Here is a 17,303-nt window from a genome sequence, read left to right as displayed (position 1 = left end):
CACGCGATCTCGGGGTTATGGGCCCAAATTTGCGAACACGTATCCAGTTCTTCCGGGGTGTCACAAAAGCCCTCTATGAGGGGCCAGCCCCAGCACCTGCCTTTGAAAAGGGCATTGAGCTCGTCGTCGCTATCGGGTCCGTGTTCGCTGCTGAAGATGCGTCCGTCGGGAAGCCTAACGAGTCCCTGAGGGTTTCTGTGGCCGTAGGTGTAGACCGGCGAGTTGGGATATGGATTATTGGGCGGAATACTACCATCGCGCCATAGGCGCAGAATTTTACCATTTAAAGAATCTAGGGAAAGCGGAGCATCGAGCCGATTGGCATCTCCCACGGTAATGAGCAAGGATTTATCGGGCAAGAACATCAAACGAGACCCACTGTGGATCAACCACGCGGGAATAGGTCCGGCCAGGGTTTGAGGAGCTTGAAGGGTAGAATCGAGGTATTGGTACTTGGCCGCGTAGAAGTGCGCACCGTACGGGTCGTTTGGCGTTGGAGCCGGAACGGTGTAGGCGACGTAAACATACTGAGTGCCGAATTTCCAATCCGGATCGATAGCGAAACCGAGCAGCCCGTTTTCTCCTTCCTGATACACGGTAGTCGATAGGTCGAGCAGGGTGTCTTTACTGCCTGCGGCAGGATGTATGCGCACGAGGTATCCGTTGCGCAGCGAGCACCACAAATGGTCATCGGGCCCCCATTGAAGCTCCCATGGAACGTGGAGGTCGTCGGCCACGATACGCACCTCCAAGGTGGTCCGGTTCAGTACTATGGAATCTTGTGCGGCGACTCGGCACGAAGTAAATAGAACGAAAAGGAAGTAGAGTATGCGATTCATTGTACTTTAGCAACGGTCGCAATGGGCGACATGCTATAAAGTTACGAAAATGAGTAAGGCATTCGATAGTAGTAAAGCCCCGAAAGCGGTGGGGGCTTATCCACATGCTCGCAAGGTGGGCAATTTGTTGTTCTTAAGTGGCGTAGGGCCTCGTACGGCTGGAACCGGGGAACACCACAGCGGTGTTCCGGGGCTCAAACTCGACCACAACGGCAATTTCGAGGAGTTCGATTTCGAAGCTCAGGTACACAGTGTCTTCGCCAATGTAAAGGCAATTTTAGTGGACTCCGGGGCTGGCTGGGAAGACCTCGTGGACATTACGGTATTCTTGGTCGATATGAAACGCGACTTCAAGACCTTCAACCGCATTTACGCGGAGTACTTTCCGAACAACAAGCCCTGTAGAACCACCGTGGCGATCAATGCCTTGCCGACGCCGATCGCCATCGAGTTGAAATGTATCGCGGCAGTGGAAAAATAGCTACAGTTACAGCCACGGCCACAGTGCTAGCGATAGCGGCAGCATGGGTACAACCTACAGGCTGCAACGAAAGACCTTGGTATAGTGGGCGATGAGCACTGGTCTTTACTGAAGCTGAAGCTGTTGCTATTTCATAAATTTGCACGCTTAAGTTCCCGACGGAGAAGCGATTATGAAGAAATATCCCGAATACGAGCAGTTGAATTTGGCCAAGATCACCGATGAGGTGTTGGCCTTTTGGAAGGAGGAGAAGATCTTCGAGCGCAGCGTAAGCGAGCGCCCGGACAGTAAGCCATTCGTGTTTTACGAAGGGCCGCCCTCTGCGAACGGAATGCCGGGGATCCATCACGTGATGGCGCGTACCATCAAGGATATCTTTTGTCGATACAAGACCTTGCAGGGTTATCAGGTCAAGAGAAAGGCCGGTTGGGATACGCATGGATTGCCCGTGGAGCTCGGGGTAGAGAAAGAGCTCGGCATCACCAAGGAAGATATCGGAAATAAGATCTCTGTTGAAGATTACAACAAGGCTTGTCGTGAAGCGGTAATGCGCTACACGGACGTTTGGAACGACTTGACGGAGAAAATGGGATACTGGGTCGACACGGACGACCCGTACATCACCTACGAGAATAAATACATTGAATCGGTTTGGTGGCTGTTGAAGCGCATTTACGACAAGGAGATGCTCTACAAGGGCTACACAATTCAACCATATAGTCCAAAAGCCGGTACGGGTCTGAGCTCACATGAGTTGAACATGCCGGGAACGTACCGCGATGTTAAGGACACGTCGGTAGTAGCTCAGTTCAAGGCGGTCCGTGATGAGCACGCCACAATGCTGGAGGGCATTGAGGGCGACGTTCATTTGTTGGCTTGGACGACTACGCCATGGACCCTTCCATCGAATACGGCATTGACCGTTGGGCCCAAGGTCGACTACGTGCTCGTGAAGAGTTTTAACCAGTATACAGGTGATCCGATCCAGGTGATCGTGGCGAAGCCGTTGGTAGAGTATCAGTTCAGTGGGAAGTTCGTTGCTGTGGAGACGGAAGATGAGCTGACATTCACATTGGGAGACAAGAAAGTTCCCTATTTCGCCGTAGGCGGATGGAAAGGAAGTGAACTCGTTGGACTCCCATATGAGCAGCTTATGCCCTACGCTCAGCCGATGGAGAATCCGGAGCGAGCTTTCCGCGTGATCCCGGGTGATTTTGTGACCACGGAAGATGGAACGGGGATCGTGCATACGGCGCCTACCTTTGGTACAGATGATGCCAAGGTTGCGGCAGATGCCGGTGTTCCACCTATGCTGGTGGAAGACGAGAACGGGAATCCGGCTCCGCTCGTTGACCTTCAGGGTCGATTTAGGCCGGAGATGGGAGAGTTTGCCGGGAAGTACGTTAAGAGTGAATACTACGATGAGAGCGAGGCTCCGGAGAAGTCGGTAGACGTGGAGATCGCCATTAAATTGAAAGAAGAGAACAAGGCCTTCAAGGTCGAGAAATTCGAACACAGTTATCCGCATTGTTGGCGAACGGATAAACCGATCTTGTACTATCCCCTCGATTCGTGGTTCATTAAGACCACTGCGGTAAAGGACCGATTGATTGAGTTGAACAAAACCGTCAATTGGAAGCCGGCGAGTACGGGAACGGGTCGCTTCGGAAATTGGTTGGAAAACCTAAACGACTGGAACCTGAGTCGGAGCCGCTACTGGGGCATTCCGATTCCGATCTGGCGCACCGAAGACGGTGCTGAGGCGAAGTGTATCGGATCCATGGAAGAATTGAAGGCGGAATGTGAAAAAGCTGTTGCTGTTGGCATTATGGACGTGAATCCGCTCGCGGACTTTGAGCCGGGGAATATGGCCAATGACAATTACAACGTGTTTGACCTGCACAAGAGTCACGTGGACAAGATCACTTTGGTCAGTTCGGCCGGTGCGCCGATGACGCGCGAGGCGGATTTGATCGATGTATGGTTCGATTCGGGCTCCATGCCCTATGCGCAATTGCACTATCCGTTCCAGAATAAAGAGCTGATCGACAACAAGGAGTATTATCCGGCCGACTTCATCGCTGAAGGTGTTGATCAGACGCGAGGTTGGTTCTTTACCCTGCACGCTATCGGAACCATGGTATTCGATAGTGTGGCGTATAAGAATGTGGTGTCGAACGGACTAGTACTCGACAAGAACGGACAAAAAATGTCGAAGCGACTCGGCAATGCCGTGAATCCGTTCGAGACATTGAAGAAGTATGGAGCCGATGCTACCCGATGGTATATGATCAGTAATGCGCAGCCCTGGGATAATTTACGGTTCGACCTAGAGGGGATTGCTGAGGTTCAGCGCAAATTCTTTGGAACACTGTACAACACGTACGGATTCTTTGCGCTGTATGCCAACATCGATGGGTTTGACGATTCGGAAGCTGAAGTGCCTGTAAGTGATCGGGCCGAGATCGATCGCTGGATTCTATCGGAACTGAATACGTTGGTCAAGACGGTCGAGCAGGCATACGATGACTACGAGCCTACCCGAGCTGCTCGGGCGATCAGTTATTTCGTAACTGAAAACTTGAGTAACTGGCACGTTCGTTTGAGTCGACGTCGTTTTTGGAAAGGCGAATTCGGCCCCGACAAGCATGCTGCGTACCAGACTCTTTATCGATGCCTTAAAACGGTGGCCAAACTCATGGCGCCAATAGCGCCTTTCTTTGCGGAGCTTTTGTACCGAGATTTGAATGGCGTTACGGGAAAAGAAGCTCATGAAAGTGTGCACTTGAGTTCGTTCCCGGCATATGTGCAAAACGAGGTCGATCATGACTTGGAAGAGCGTATGCGCAAGGCTCAAACGATTACGAGTTTGATCTTGAGCTTGCGGAAGAAAGAAAAAATTCGAGTGCGTCAGCCATTGCAAAAAGTGATGGTTCCGGTACTCGATGAAACCAGTGCAAGGCAGTTAAACGCCGTACAGGATTTGGTCTTGTCGGAGGTTAATGTCAAGGAGATGGAACTTATCTCCGAAGACAGCGGAGTATTGGTGAAGAAGATTAAGCCGAATTTTAAGATATTAGGGCCTCGCTATGGGCGCCTGATGAAACAAATCGCCTCGGCGTTGGCTCAATTTGACCAACAGACGATACGCGAAATCGAGCGAGCTGACGTTTATCAGCTAAATATCGACGGAGAATCCGTTACTTTAAATAAGGATGACGTCGAGATCACCAGCGAGGATATTCCGGGCTGGCTCGTTGCCTCTGAAAATGGCCTAACGGTCGCTTTGGATGTGACGATGACGGATGCCCTGCGAGAAGAAGGTACGGCCCGCGAATTGGTTAACCGTATCCAGAATCTCAGAAAGGATTCGGGGCTGGAAGTGACCGATCGAATTGTGTTGGAAATGAAAAGGCATCCGGCCTTGGTGAGTGCTGTAGAGAATAATCGGTCTTATATTTGCAGTGAAACGTTGGCCGAAGAATTGAATATGGTAGATCAACTTTCGAATGAAGGTGTTACCGTAGAGTTTGATGATGTCGAGACCGAAATTGTGATCAATAAAGTATAAGGCTATGGCAGAGAAGGAAAAAACACACTACAGTGACGAGGAGCTAGGAGAGTTCCGCAAGATCATTCTCGAAAAGATCGGGAAAGCAGAAGCTGACTTGGCCGCCATCAAAGCGACCTATGTTAATGATGTAAATAATGGAACCGACGATACTTCACCAACGTTCAAGGCCTTCGAAGAAGGGTCTAGCACGATGAGTAAAGAGGCTAATGCTCAATTGGCTAGTCGTCAGGTGAAATTCATTCGCGACCTCAAGAATGCCCTGGTGCGAATCGAAAATAAGACCTATGGAATTTGCCGAGTGACTGGCAAGCTCATCAGCAAAGAGCGCCTTATGTTGGTGCCACATGCCACTATGAGCATCGAAGCCAAGAACTTGAGCAAGCGCTAAGGCGCCCCGGGTCTTGAAGAAAGCGTACCTCATCATCGCCGCTGTGCTCCTGATCGATCAGATCGTGAAGGTGTACATTAAAACGAACTTTTATCTCGGAGAAGAGATCAGAGTATTCGACTGGTGGCGTATACACTTTACTGAGAACAATGGAATGGCCTTTGGACTGGAGTTCGGAGGTGTATGGGGAAAGCTCGCGCTGAGTCTGTTCCGCATCGGAGCCGTCATTGCGATTGGGTACTATTTGAAGTCGCTGATCGATAAGGGAGCCAAGGGCATTGTAGTGGTCGCTTTCTCACTCATCATGGCCGGTGCTTTGGGAAATATTATCGATTCGGCCTTCTACGGACTTTTATTCGGTGAGAGCTATGGCCAGGTCGCAGCCTTTTTACCCGATGGAGGCGGTTACGCCGGATTCTTGCAAGGCCGTGTGGTCGATATGCTCTACTTCCCTATTTGGAAGGGTTATTTACCCGACTGGCTGCCTTTTTGGGGTGGCGATTACTTCGTTTTCTTTAGACCTGTATTCAACATTGCCGACAGCGCTATTTCGATCGGTGTGGCTTTGTTGATCTTATTTCAGAAGCAGGCGTTTTCGGCGATGGAAGCTGAGTAGTCCTTAGGGTTTAGTGTTGAGTTCTTAGTCGGCAGTCGGCGGTGGGCCATGAACCATGAACGATGAACCATGAACCATGAACTGTGAGTGTTCTTCGTTTGGTGAAATAAGTCAAGCTCCGGAATTTCGATCAACGATTCAACCTTCCTCCATTTTTTTCCGACGCGGATCGTACATCACGATGATTTGGATCAGCACGGCGATCACGATTAGCAAGTAGATCTCGATCTGGGTGAATAGTTTGACTTTGTCCAGGGCTTTGTTGCTTAGCAGCATTTCGCGACGTCCTTCTTCGAGTTGGATCTTGGAGAGTTCATCGAGGTGGCCCTTTACCACTTCGGTCTGTTCGAATAGGGTATCGAAATTCAGCGGTTTTGAGCTCAGGACCGTAGCTTCAACGTTCTGTAACTTTTTCAGACTACTTTGGAGGTCGCCGAAAACCCTTCCCTCTTTATCCGTGAGCTTTGTGCTGCGGTATTGGTCTAAGATTCCCTGTACATCCTTATTTACTCGCTGGTTTTGAGTTCGAAAAAAGGAGGTGTCGGACCGCAACGCAGCGACTTCCTTTTGGTGTGTGATCTCGTGCAAGTCGAGAATGAGGTCTTTAGCGACCAGTCGATCTTCGTAAATGGTTACGGCGGAGTTGCGGACTTGAGTGAAGTTATTCTGATCGATCAGGTTGGTGGCCACAACCAATCCGAACACGAGCAGTATGCCCAGGGTCCATTTTATCTTTGTGTAGGTCGTCATAGGGTAGACATTTTGACGGAACACATAAATATATGAATAGTAATACTATTATGTGGAAAATGTTCTATTGAGGGCGGTGGGCAGCGGGCCATGGGTATCCTAATAGGTTTCACCTACTCGTTGTGTTGCTATGTACTTGCGGCGCTAGCTAATGTACTTTGGCAAAGCCAAAATCTCCTTTCGCCAATGGCGAAAAGTTGTTTCGTATCTTTGCGGCTTTATTTCATTCAGGCCCAGAGATTGAGATAGCCAAACGCGATGATGTCGCGGGGTCGGATGGAACCTTTCTGTCCGCAGGGCGTTTGTACGGAAAAGCAGAAGAAAATGAGCTTGAAACACGATATAGACACGAAGCGCGAATCGTGCGAGGAGATGGGCGATCACCATGCCTCGGGCGATTACACCCGGACTCCGATGCGCAGTGATGCCTTTGCTATGAGTGATGATCAGAAGATGAACATCATTTCGGAGAAGGTGTACGACATTATGCACACGCTCGGTTTGGATATGACCGACGACAGCCTCAAGGGTACGCCTTTTAGGGTCGCGAAGATGTACGTGCAAGAGATTTTTGGCGGCCTACGGCCGGATGAGAAACCGAAGATGTCGACGTTCAACAACTCGTACCAGTATGGCGAAATGTTGGTGGAGAAGAATATTTCACTGTACTCTACCTGTGAACACCACTTGTTGCCGATCGTGGGTAAGGCCCACATCGCATATATCAGCAATGGCCGAGTGATCGGATTGTCGAAGATGAACAGGATCGTAGATTACTACGCTCGTCGCCCGCAGGTTCAGGAGCGTTTGACGATGCAAATCGTTAAGGATCTACAAGAAGCGTTGAATACCGAGGATGTGGCCTGCGTAATCGACACCAAGCACCTTTGTGTGAATTCGCGCGGTATCCGCGATATCGATAGCTCTACAGTGACTGCCGAATACGGCGGCAAGTTCCAAGACCTCGAAGTGAGGAAGGAGTTCTTGGACTACATCAATATGGAGCTGTAATTGATTACTGCGGCTTGACAGCATTATCATTCATTTAAAGGGTAGTATAAAACCGAGCTTTTGAATAAATGTCTCCGATCGATAGGTCTCGCAGCGGTATTAGTTATACTTCTACCCTGATTTCATCGGAGCAGAGCGTAGATGGCCCTGAATTAGAGGTTCAAAATGCTACACGATTAGAACTGCCAAAGGGTATTTCAGAGCCTTATTTTTTCGAGGACACCAGCGAAGGGGAATTATACGCCTATGCTTTCACGAAGAAACGAAAGGATATGGTCGTCTTTTCCGTGGACCCGGAGCGAGGAACCGTGAGTACCATCATTGAGATTCCAAGCAAGATATATTCCGTTAAAAGGGATGCGGCAGCACCGGTAGATTGGGAGGCTATCAAGGGTAAGCCGGTTTGGGCATTCCAGGGGACGGCCCGTTTCCTATTCACTTATTCGAATGTAAAAGAGGACGTCAAACTTCTTTTGACCCTGGATGTGGATCTTCATGCGGGACTAGTTTCACCAATGAAAGTAATTCACAAGCAGCATTCTGAAAATGGCGATAATGGAGGTATAAAGTTTCAAGTTGATCAGGAACAAAATGCTTTGGCTTTAGGGTCGTATCCTTCCATTGATAAGGAGCCAGCCAAGTTTGATCTTCGAATAATTAACCGGAATCGGACCGACCGGTGGAGAAAGAATTTTGAAATTCCGCCGACCTATTTTTTAATGCGCTTACGCGATATTCAATTTGATTCGCAAGGGCGAATGGAATATGGATTCATGCGTTATGAAGAAGTGGGTGAAGACAAATGGGAAACGCATTTCGACTTTTACCGATTCGACCTCGAATCGGACCGGCCCATGTATGCCACACTCGATTTCAAAATCGATCGGGACCAAGGTCTTTCGATTTCGAAATGGGATAGCCAGTTTTTACCCAACGGAGACTTGTTCATTGAAGGATCGTGCCGAGTAAAGCATTATACCGATTATAACGGTGTTTTTGGAGCACTAATAGACGCTCAATCCTGGCAGTTGGGAAGGTGTTTCACGAATCCGTTTCAAGGGCGCAATCAGAGAAAATAGAACAATTTTTGTCTTTTCACGAGTACACTAAGAAAACGGAAGAAAACTATAAGACCCCGAACTTTAGGATCGACTTCATGGAGCGTACTGAATCAGGAAAGGTGCTTATGCTCATGGAGGATTATCACTGGGAGGAATACACAGAAGGCAACCCTGCAAGTCAAGTTGTTACGCGACAGTACGCGGTTATACGTGGCTATATTCTCGCAGTACAATTCGCTGAATCCGGTGCGATAAACTGGATCACCCTTGTTCCCAAATCTCAAATCGAGCGCACTCCCTACCTAAGCTTGACATTTTTAAGTTATTCGGCTGTTAGAAAGGGTGCTGATCTGTTGATCGCGTACTTGGATGAAAAAGAAAACCTAGGCACTTTTCCGAACATCGAAAAACCTTGGGGTATAAGAAAACCCAACTTCGTAGGCGTTACGATTGACGATCTAGGGGGAATGGATTATAAAGTTATCAATGAGGGTTATGAGATAAAGGACTATACCCTTCGCCCTTCGTTCTACTACAATTATAATGGGGAATATTTACTGTATTTCCCTCACACTCGAGCGCCGGATCATTTTTTAATACTACCGGTCGGAGAGCGGTGATCGGCTCCGAAGTGCTTTTCTCGTATTTTAATAAGCGAGAGTTAACGCTTCACATTCAGGTTCCTGAGCAAATCCTCGGGAAATAGGGGGTTACAATAGGTAGACGAGCTTGTATCCAATGCGCAACATTAATGTGTTTCCTTGGCTCGTGTACAGCCCTGGTGATTCACCTGGTACAGCGGGTTCGAAGTTGTCGCCTTCAGAGAACTGCAAACGAGCATTTCTGACGCCAAACCCGTATAACCCTTCCAAACAAAAGCGTTCGTTGGAGTGGTGAACTGCACCCCAGTTCAAAGAAAAGTCCGTAAAATGCATGAACGTTGGCTGTTCAAAATCTTCGTACGTATAAGTCGAGTTATAGCGGCGGTCGTTGAACTCGATCTCGAAGAAGCATCCTTCGTAGAATTGGTCATCGTAGTAGAAACGAACTTTACTAAAGACTCCGACACTGGCGTCTGGCGACCCGTATATGTCGTAGGTACTTCCGACAAAAGGGTCGTTTCCCGCCAGGAACCCCCACTCCGAGAAGTACCAAAAATTCTTGATCAAATAACTTACTCCAACTTCAACGGAAACCTGTTCAGAAAATCCGTATTCCAATGAAACGGGTATCTCACCACGGAGGGCATCGGTAAAACCGAGCTTCAGTGCCAGGCTCGATTGATATGCCTTTTTTCTGGATGAGTTGCGGACCGTCTCATCGGATTCAATGATTCGTTGCCCGAATAGTAAAGTAGGGATTAGGCAGAAAACCGAAACCAGAGTTGCTTTGGTGAACATTTGCTAGTATTTTGGCCAAAAATAAATATTCTCTCCACCCAATCAAAATGAAACGACTAATTATCCTGCTTTTCGTTATTTGTTCAGTCCTTGTTTCAAGTGCCCAAGTAAGCGAGAATCCATTTCGTCGAAAGCAAACCGTAAGCTTTGAGATTCCGAAAGGAGTTTTAGATCCGAGCTATTATTTAGATAAGGAAAATGACGTCGTCATCGGTGTGGGGCACACCAGAAAGTCAAAAGAGCTCATTTTTTATCAGGTTGATCCTTACAGAGGGGACATGCGGGAGATCGTAGAGATCGATCTCGGAAAATTGAAATACGGCCGCGTGGATGCATGGTATTGGAAGGGGCTCTCGCTCAGTAAGCGTCCGATCATCATCGAAAACGGGGTGGCTACTTTGTTCTTGTTGTCCTACGATAAAAAGACCAGAGTAAAGACCGTACTGGGAATGGATATTGACCTACGCACCGGTGTTTATAGCCGACCTATCGAGTATTGGACTCAAGAAGTCGATCGTAAGGTAACCGGGATTACGAGGTACGACTACAATGAAGAAAAACAGCAGCTGGTTTTTTATTCTACGATGTCTGAAGAAGATCGGGATAGAGCAATAGTATCGGTCGGAATCGTAGACCTCGGTGGTGACTTGGTTTGGAAGAAAACCGTGGATATGGAAACGGATAATGAGTTTCTGACCTTCCACGGAATCGACCTCATGGATAACGGCGAGGTGGTATTGACCATGGAAGAAGAAAAGATGGAGGCGAATGGGACCCCCCGTCAAGTGCTTTACTTCCACAAATTCTCCGCCGATGGAGAAGAACTCCAAACGACATCGCGGGTACAAGAGCTAATGGGAGAGATCACCGCATTTGCCCGAACTTTTGCAACACGAAAGATGGAGTCGGGCGATTTCTTGATTTCCGGAACTTACGGAGGAAGTGAGCGAGGAACATTTGCAGGCGCATTTACTTTTATCATCGATCGCGAAAAATGGGAATGTGGGGAGGTCAACCTAATGCCCCTTTCGAACAGTGTTTGGAACCGTTTGACTGAAAACCACAAGGAAATACCCGATCGCAAGAGTACCGAAGGGTTTAAAGACATGTACATGGATACGAAGTGGTTCAGGCCATCCAATGATGGCGGATACTTCCACGTCGTAGAGAATCATTACGGCCGTTGGGTTCAAATCAGTGATGGTGTGGGCGGCACGGTCACCTATTGGGAGTCTTGTGCCAACGATATTGTGGTAATCAAGCTCGATAAAGCGGGCGTTCCCGAGTGGATGGATGTAGTGCCGAAAGAACAGCGTCAGTCGACGCAAACGACCTATGAATCGACTGTAGGATCAAAGGTTATTGAGCTCAACGACGGTATCGGAATCATGTACATCGATCACCCCAACAACCAAAATCGCTGGCCGGAAGATGTAAGCAAACCCTACATTGGAATGAGAGGCCAGTTAGTTCTGGTCGGGGTAAGTGAAGGGCGCCAAATGGAATACAACAGTGTGATGCCCAACGAATGGAAAAATGTTCCCATTTATTTGAATAATGCACAGTACTACAAAGGAGAAAATGAAGAGTGGCTCATTTTTAGCGATGTGGATAAAGGGAAAAAGGGAGGGTTCATTCTAATGAAAGAATGACCTGAATTCGAGGGAAAATCACTTTCTTTGTACCGGAAACGAGAACTATAATGCGTCATTCTATTATTTCTGTGCTCTACTCTGCCGGCTGTTGCTGTTGTTGCTGATTCACCCCTTTTGAATCGTTCGTTCAACAACCGCAAAACCAGCTATTATGGATCTGACCAAAGAATTTCCCCTAAGTATTTATAACTCTCTCGGACGCGAGAAACAAATTTTCAAACCAATAAACCCGCCTTTCGTGGGCATGTACGTTTGTGGCCCTACCGTCTATGGTGAGCCGCACCTCGGACATGCGCGCGCAGCCGTGGTATTCGATATCGTATTCCGATACTTGAAATACCTCGGGTACAAGGTGCGCTATGTACGCAACATTACCGATGTAGGTCACCTCGAAGACGAGTTGGCAGGCGCAGGTGAAGACAAGATTACGAAAAAGGCGCGCTTGGAGCAGTTGGAGCCGATGGAGATCGTGCAGAAGTATACGTATACGTATCACGACGCCTATGCTAAACTCAATACATTGCCTCCGAGTATTGAACCGAGCGCTACCGGACATATTCCCGAGCAGATCAAGATCGTGGAGACGATCCTGAAAAACGGGTATGCCTATGAGGTCAACGGAAGCGTGTACCTCGATATGGACAAGTACGTGAAGGACTATCCTTTTGGGCAGTTATCGGGCAAGGTGCTCGAAGACCTGCAAAGTGGAAGTCGTTCTCTCGATGGCCAATCGGAGAAACGCGACCCCAAGGATTTTACCTTGTGGAAGAAGGCCAAGCAGGAACACATCATGAAATGGGATTCGCCCTGGGGCGAGGGATTCCCCGGGTGGCACCTCGAGTGTACGGCGATGAGTTCGAAGTATTTGGGCGATACCTTTGACATCCACGGTGGTGGAATGGATCTTCAGTTTCCACACCACGAGGGCGAGATCGCACAGAGTTGCACGGCACATGGCAAGGTTCCGGTGAATTACTGGATGCACAACAATATGTTGACTATCGAGGGACAGAAGATGGCCAAGAGCAAAGGGAATTTCATCAACTTCGAGCAGATGATCACCGGTGATCACGATTTGTTGGAGCGCGCCTATTCGCCTATGATCATCCGCTATTTCATGCTTCAAGCGCATTATCGTTCGCCGATCGATTTCGGAAACGAGGCTTTGCAGGCAGCGGAGAAGGGGTATCAGAAGATGATGCAGGCCATGGCCGACATAGGCCGTATGAAGGCCGGAGGAAATGACGAATTCGATGTTGCAGCTTGGAAGGAGAAGGCACTTGCTGCAATGAACGACGATTTCAATACCCCCATCTTGATCGCCGAGTTGTTCGATGCCGTGCGTGTGATCAACTCGAACATCAATGGAAAGTTGGAGCTGACACAAGGAGCCATTGACGAGCTTTCGGCGTTCTTCACCGCCATGATCGAAGACGTACTAGGTCTCGAAAGGGAAGCATCGGCCCGCGAGGGCCAGAAGGATATGAACGGCGTAATGCAATTGGTGATCGACCTGCGGAATACCGCGAGGGCGGATAAAGATTGGGCGACGTCGGACAAGATCCGCGATGAGTTAGCCGAGCTTGGCATTCAATTGAAAGATAGTAAAGAGGGAACCTTTTGGATCCAAAACGGATAAGGTATGATTCTATCTGGGAAGCAAATTCTGTCGCACATGGGGCAGGACATCAAGATCGAGCCGTTCAATGAAGGGCAGCTGAACCCCAATTCGTACAACTTGCGCTTGCACAATGAGGTGTTGGTGTACGACAACGATGTGCTCGATATGAAGGAGGTCAATACGGCCACCAAGATGATCATTCCGGAGGAGGGGCTGTTGCTCGAGACCGGAAAATTGTATCTGGGCCGTACCACTGAGCATACCACTACGGAGCGTTTTGTGCCGATGCTCGAGGGTCGTTCGTCGATCGGTCGCTTGGGCTTGTTCGTGCACGTGACGGCCGGTTTCGGCGATGTTGGATTCAGCGGATACTGGACACTCGAAATGTTCTGCGTACAGCCGATTCGTATTTATCCGGGCGTTGAGATTTGCCAAATCTTCTACCACAGCATAGATGGCGAATTCGACAAGTACAAATCGAACAAGTACCAGCACAACAAAGAGGTACAGCCCAGCATGTTGTACAAAGATTTTCAGAAGTGAAAACGCTGAGGGCCATACTGCAAGTGCCCTTCATTTTTCTGATTCGCGTTTACCAATACGTTCTGAGTCCGATATTGCCGCGCAATTGTCGGCACTATCCGACTTGCTCGAATTACACCATCGAAGCCATTCGGGAGTGGGGTGTCATTCGCGGAATCTGGCTAGGAGCCAAGCGCATTGCGCGTTGTCGTCCGTGGGGAACCTCGGGTTACGATCCGGTGCCTAAGCGGCACGATGGGAAACACCACGGTCATCAGCATTAGGCGTTCGGCCAATACATCACCTCGTTGGGGCCAAGACTAAAATGCGCATTCCCATTACATGCCTAAAATTCTTATGTATATTTACCTAAGAATCTTAGGTAATGAAAGAAAACTCGTTCTACAAGGGAAGTTTAGAGACCATCATTCTCCGGTTGCTCGAAGAGAATGGGCGTATGTACGGATACGAGATCACCAAGAAGGTGAAGGAGGTGACTTCGGGCGGGCTCGAAATAACAGAGGGAGCGCTGTACCCTAGTTTACACAAGTTAGAAAGTAAAGGATGGCTATCGACAGAAACGCTGCGGGTCGATGGACGCCGCCGAAAGTATTATTCGATCACCCCACAAGGCGGCCATGCGGCTAAGCAGAAAATGGATGAACTGGCCGATTACCTACAAAACATGCAACTCTTGTTGAATCCAAACAATGGACCACTATGGAGTTAAATCAAGACCAAATAGAACAAATCAGAGCTTTCGTTAAACAGAAGGGGATCGAATTCTATGACCACAGGAAGAGTTGGTCGACCACCTAGCCTCATCTGCAGAAGAGCGCATGACCGAAAACCCCGACCTTACTCCGGATGAGGCTATTCGCATAACGCATAAAGAATTCGGGATCTTCGGTTTCGATGATGTGCTCGTGGAGCGACAAAAATCATTGGGCAACTACTACTACCGGCGTTTGTGGGTTCATTTTCTCCATTTTTGGAAGCCACCTCAGATCTTCATGACCCTTTTGTCCGGCATAGGAGCCCGGCACATCGTATTCCGATACGATGTGCCGGTTGGGCCCTCGCGGGTGGGTTCGGAGTGCTGTTCCTTTATTGGCTCCTTCTGGTCATCCGTGATCGCCGTGAACGCAAAAGAATGCCCAAACTACTTTTTGATGGAATCGCACGTAGTGTGTCGTTCTCCCTACTCTTTATACCGCTCAACCTGCTCAATATGTTCAACGTATTCGATGAAACCATGAGTTTAGCTGCCAAGTGGTACATCGTACTCGCCTTTCCGGTAACCTTGGTCTTGGTGCTGGCTTCACGCCGGGTGATCAACGAATCGTTTCGCGATATCCGAGAGCAATATCCCGAGTTGGCTTCGTAATCCGTGAATAGTACCTTTGGGTCAAACGTACATTGACCCATGGATTCCATTCTTTTTGAACAGCGCGATGCCGTTGCGATCATTCGGCTGAATAGACCCGACAAATACAACAGCTTCAACAGACCCATGGCCTTGGCCATGCAAGAGCAACTCGATGCCTGCGAGGCCGATGACAGCATCCGAGCAATTTACATCATTGGGGAGGGAAAGGCCTTTTGCGCCGGTCAGGATTTGGCCGAAGCCATAGACCCCGAAGGCCCTGAGCTTACCAAGATCGTCAGCGAGCACTACAACCCCATCATTAAAAAAATTCGCCGCATTCGCAAGCCGATCGTAGCTGCCGTGAACGGTGTTGCGGCGGGTGCAGGGGCCAACATTGTCCTGGCGTGCGACGTGGTCGTAGCGACCGAAAGCGCGAGCTTTATTCAGGCCTTTAGCAAGATCGGACTCATTCCCGACAGTGGCGGCACCTTCTTTTTACCGCGATTGATCGGATTCCAAAAGGCATGTGCCCTAATGATGCTGGGCGATAAGGTTCCGGCCGTTGAGGCCGAAAGACTGGGCATGCTCTACAAAGTCTTTTCAGACGATACCTTCGCCGAAGAGTCGATGGCCATTGCCGTTCAGCTGTCGCAGATGCCGACCAAGGGGCTTGGATTCACCAAATGCGCGCTGAACCGAAGCATGCGCAATGGCCTCGATAAGCAACTCGCGCTCGAGGACGAACTGCAAACAAGTGCCGGTGGTACGGCCGATTACAAGGAGGGCGTGAATGCTTTCCTGGAAAAACGCAAACCCAAATTCACCGGAAAATGAAGATCGGAGTCGTAGGATCGGGATCGATGGGCAGCGGAATTGCCCAAGTCGCAGCACAAAGCGGTCACGAAGTGGTGTTGTTCGACATCGCGCCGCAGGCGCTGGAAAAGGCCATGGCCGCACTGAAGAAGATCATAACGCGCTTGGTCGAAAAAGGGCGATTGACGGAGGAAGAGACGGGCGCCCTCATCGGGCGGATTCACACCTCTAGCGATCTGCAGGACTTTGCCGGTTGTGGGTTGGTGATTGAGGCCATTGTAGAGAAGATCGAGGTAAAGCAAAAGCTTTTTTGGGACCTTCAAGACATTGTGGGGGAGGACTGCATTTTGGCGACCAATACATCGTCGCTGTCGATTGCGGCCATCGCGAGTTCCCTAGACCAGCCCGAGCGCGCCATCGGCATCCACTTTTTTAATCCGGCCCCGCTGATGCCGCTCGTCGAGATTATTCCGGCCGTACAAACTTCACCTGACATCACCGATGCCGCGCGTCGATTGATCGACTCGTGGGGAAAGGTGACCGTGTTGGCGAAGGATACTCCGGGTTTCATTGTGAATCGAGTGGCCAGACCGTTTTATGGGGAAGCACTCCGTATTTACGAAGAAGGCTTTGCCGATTTCGCGACCATCGATTGGGCCATGAAGGAGCTGGGTGGTTTTCGCATGGGGCCTTTTGAGTTGATGGACTTCATTGGGAACGATGTCAACTACGCCGTAACCGAAAGTGTGTTCGCTGCATTTTACTACGACCCGCGTTATCGGCCCAGCTTCACGCAAAAAAGACATTCGGAGGCTGGCTGGCTGGGGCGCAAAAGCGGTCGCGGTTACTACGACTACCGAGATGGAGCCCCAAAACCCGAGCCAATTAAGGACAAAGAGCTCGGTGAGAACATCGTTTGGCGCATCTTGGCCATGCTCATTAACGAAGCGGCAGATGCCCTGTATTTGAACATCGCAACTCGGGAAGATCTCGATCTGGCCATGACCAAGGGGGTGAACTACCCGAAAGGGCTTTTAAAATGGGCCGATGAAAAGGGTATTCAACACACGCTCGAAACACTAGAAAGGCTACAGGCCGAATACGGTGAGGATCGGTACCGACCGAGCCCAATACTTAGGCGCATGGTGCGTTTGAATGAGAAGTTCTATAGTGAATAGTAGCGAGTTCTTATTTCATAGTTTT

The 17,303-nt window shown here is 49.3% G+C and carries 18 protein-coding genes; 15 read left to right on the top strand and 3 right to left on the bottom strand.

Translation table 11 applies throughout. From position 1 onward, the window contains the following. On the bottom strand, positions 1-839 hold an 839-nt coding region (locus J4F31_01085), incomplete at its 3' end, for a PQQ-dependent sugar dehydrogenase (protein ID MCE2495175.1). A gap of 49 nt (positions 840-888) precedes the next feature. On the opposite strand from J4F31_01085, the gene J4F31_01080 reads away from it, so the two are divergent. From J4F31_01080 to J4F31_01065, 4 genes are all read left to right on the top strand, one after another. Then, on the top strand, positions 889-1,320 hold the full coding sequence (locus tag J4F31_01080) for a RidA family protein (GenBank protein MCE2495174.1): 432 nt from the start codon (positions 889-891) through the stop codon (positions 1,318-1,320). A 169-nt stretch (positions 1,321-1,489) separates the two neighbouring features. Next, a complete protein-coding gene (locus J4F31_01075) occupies positions 1,490-4,891 on the top strand; it encodes an isoleucine--tRNA ligase (protein MCE2495173.1) in 3,402 nt (1,133 codons plus the stop codon). A gap of 4 nt (positions 4,892-4,895) precedes the next feature. Further along, positions 4,896-5,282, top strand: coding sequence for a TraR/DksA C4-type zinc finger protein (locus J4F31_01070; GenBank protein MCE2495172.1), 387 nt, complete (start codon positions 4,896-4,898; stop codon positions 5,280-5,282). A 13-nt stretch (positions 5,283-5,295) separates the two neighbouring features. Next, positions 5,296-5,898 (top strand): lipoprotein signal peptidase, encoded by a 603-nt coding sequence (locus J4F31_01065; GenBank protein MCE2495171.1) that lies wholly within the window; start codon positions 5,296-5,298, stop codon positions 5,896-5,898. Positions 5,899-6,036: 138 nt separating this feature from the next. On the opposite strand, the gene J4F31_01060 is transcribed toward J4F31_01065, so the two are convergent. Next, positions 6,037-6,648 (bottom strand): MCP four helix bundle domain-containing protein, encoded by a 612-nt coding sequence (locus tag J4F31_01060; GenBank protein ID MCE2495170.1) that lies wholly within the window; start codon positions 6,646-6,648, stop codon positions 6,037-6,039. Positions 6,649-6,972: 324 nt separating this feature from the next. Between J4F31_01060 and folE the strand changes: the two genes are divergently transcribed. From folE to J4F31_01045, 3 genes are all read left to right on the top strand, one after another. After that, complete coding sequence (gene folE / locus J4F31_01055) at positions 6,973-7,659, top strand: GTP cyclohydrolase I FolE (GenBank protein MCE2495169.1); 687 nt, start codon at positions 6,973-6,975, stop codon at positions 7,657-7,659. Between the two features lie 68 nt (positions 7,660-7,727). Then, on the top strand, positions 7,728-8,738 hold the full coding sequence (locus tag J4F31_01050) for a hypothetical protein (protein ID MCE2495168.1): 1,011 nt from the start codon (positions 7,728-7,730) through the stop codon (positions 8,736-8,738). Positions 8,739-8,746: 8 nt separating this feature from the next. Beyond that, positions 8,747-9,340 (top strand): hypothetical protein, encoded by a 594-nt coding sequence (locus J4F31_01045; GenBank protein MCE2495167.1) that lies wholly within the window; start codon positions 8,747-8,749, stop codon positions 9,338-9,340. Between the two features lie 90 nt (positions 9,341-9,430). Here J4F31_01045 and J4F31_01040 read toward each other — a convergent pair whose 3' ends face one another. After that, positions 9,431-10,120, bottom strand: coding sequence for a hypothetical protein (locus tag J4F31_01040; GenBank protein MCE2495166.1), 690 nt, complete (start codon positions 10,118-10,120; stop codon positions 9,431-9,433). 47 nt (positions 10,121-10,167) lie between these two features. Here J4F31_01040 and J4F31_01035 point away from each other — a divergent pair, with 47 nt between their 5' ends. The 8 genes from J4F31_01035 to J4F31_01000 all read left to right on the top strand — a co-directional run bounded on the left by J4F31_01035 (position 10,168) and on the right by J4F31_01000 (position 17,278). Continuing rightward, positions 10,168-11,772: a hypothetical protein gene (locus tag J4F31_01035; protein ID MCE2495165.1), complete on the top strand. Its 1,605-nt coding sequence runs from the start codon at positions 10,168-10,170 to the stop codon at positions 11,770-11,772. A 154-nt stretch (positions 11,773-11,926) separates the two neighbouring features. Continuing rightward, the gene (gene cysS, locus J4F31_01030; protein MCE2495164.1) at positions 11,927-13,414 is read left to right on the top strand and encodes a cysteine--tRNA ligase; all 1,488 of its coding nucleotides are present in this window, start codon (positions 11,927-11,929) and stop codon (positions 13,412-13,414) included. Between the two features lie 3 nt (positions 13,415-13,417). After that, positions 13,418-13,939: a dCTP deaminase gene (locus tag J4F31_01025; protein MCE2495163.1), complete on the top strand. Its 522-nt coding sequence runs from the start codon at positions 13,418-13,420 to the stop codon at positions 13,937-13,939. A gap of 5 nt (positions 13,940-13,944) precedes the next feature. Then, a complete protein-coding gene (gene yidD / locus J4F31_01020; GenBank protein MCE2495162.1) occupies positions 13,945-14,202 on the top strand; it encodes a membrane protein insertion efficiency factor YidD in 258 nt (85 codons plus the stop codon). A gap of 101 nt (positions 14,203-14,303) precedes the next feature. Further along, positions 14,304-14,648 carry a helix-turn-helix transcriptional regulator gene (locus tag J4F31_01015; GenBank protein ID MCE2495161.1) on the top strand — a complete coding sequence of 115 codons (345 nt, stop codon included), beginning with the start codon at positions 14,304-14,306 and terminating at the stop codon, positions 14,646-14,648. 423 nt (positions 14,649-15,071) lie between these two features. Continuing rightward, a complete protein-coding gene (locus tag J4F31_01010) occupies positions 15,072-15,305 on the top strand; it encodes a hypothetical protein (protein MCE2495160.1) in 234 nt (77 codons plus the stop codon). Between the two features lie 39 nt (positions 15,306-15,344). Further along, a complete protein-coding gene (locus J4F31_01005; GenBank protein ID MCE2495159.1) occupies positions 15,345-16,121 on the top strand; it encodes an enoyl-CoA hydratase/isomerase family protein in 777 nt (258 codons plus the stop codon). Continuing rightward, positions 16,118-17,278: a 3-hydroxybutyryl-CoA dehydrogenase gene (locus J4F31_01000; protein MCE2495158.1), complete on the top strand. Its 1,161-nt coding sequence runs from the start codon at positions 16,118-16,120 to the stop codon at positions 17,276-17,278. Before J4F31_01005 ends, J4F31_01000 begins: the two co-directional genes overlap by 4 nt. The last annotated feature ends 25 nt before the right edge of the window (positions 17,279-17,303 follow it).

It is taken from the genome of Flavobacteriales bacterium, assembly GCA_021296215.1.
In the GTDB taxonomy this organism is placed as follows: domain Bacteria; phylum Bacteroidota; class Bacteroidia; order Flavobacteriales; family ECT2AJA-044; genus ECT2AJA-044.
This window is presented reverse-complemented; position numbering and strand designations above follow the sequence as displayed.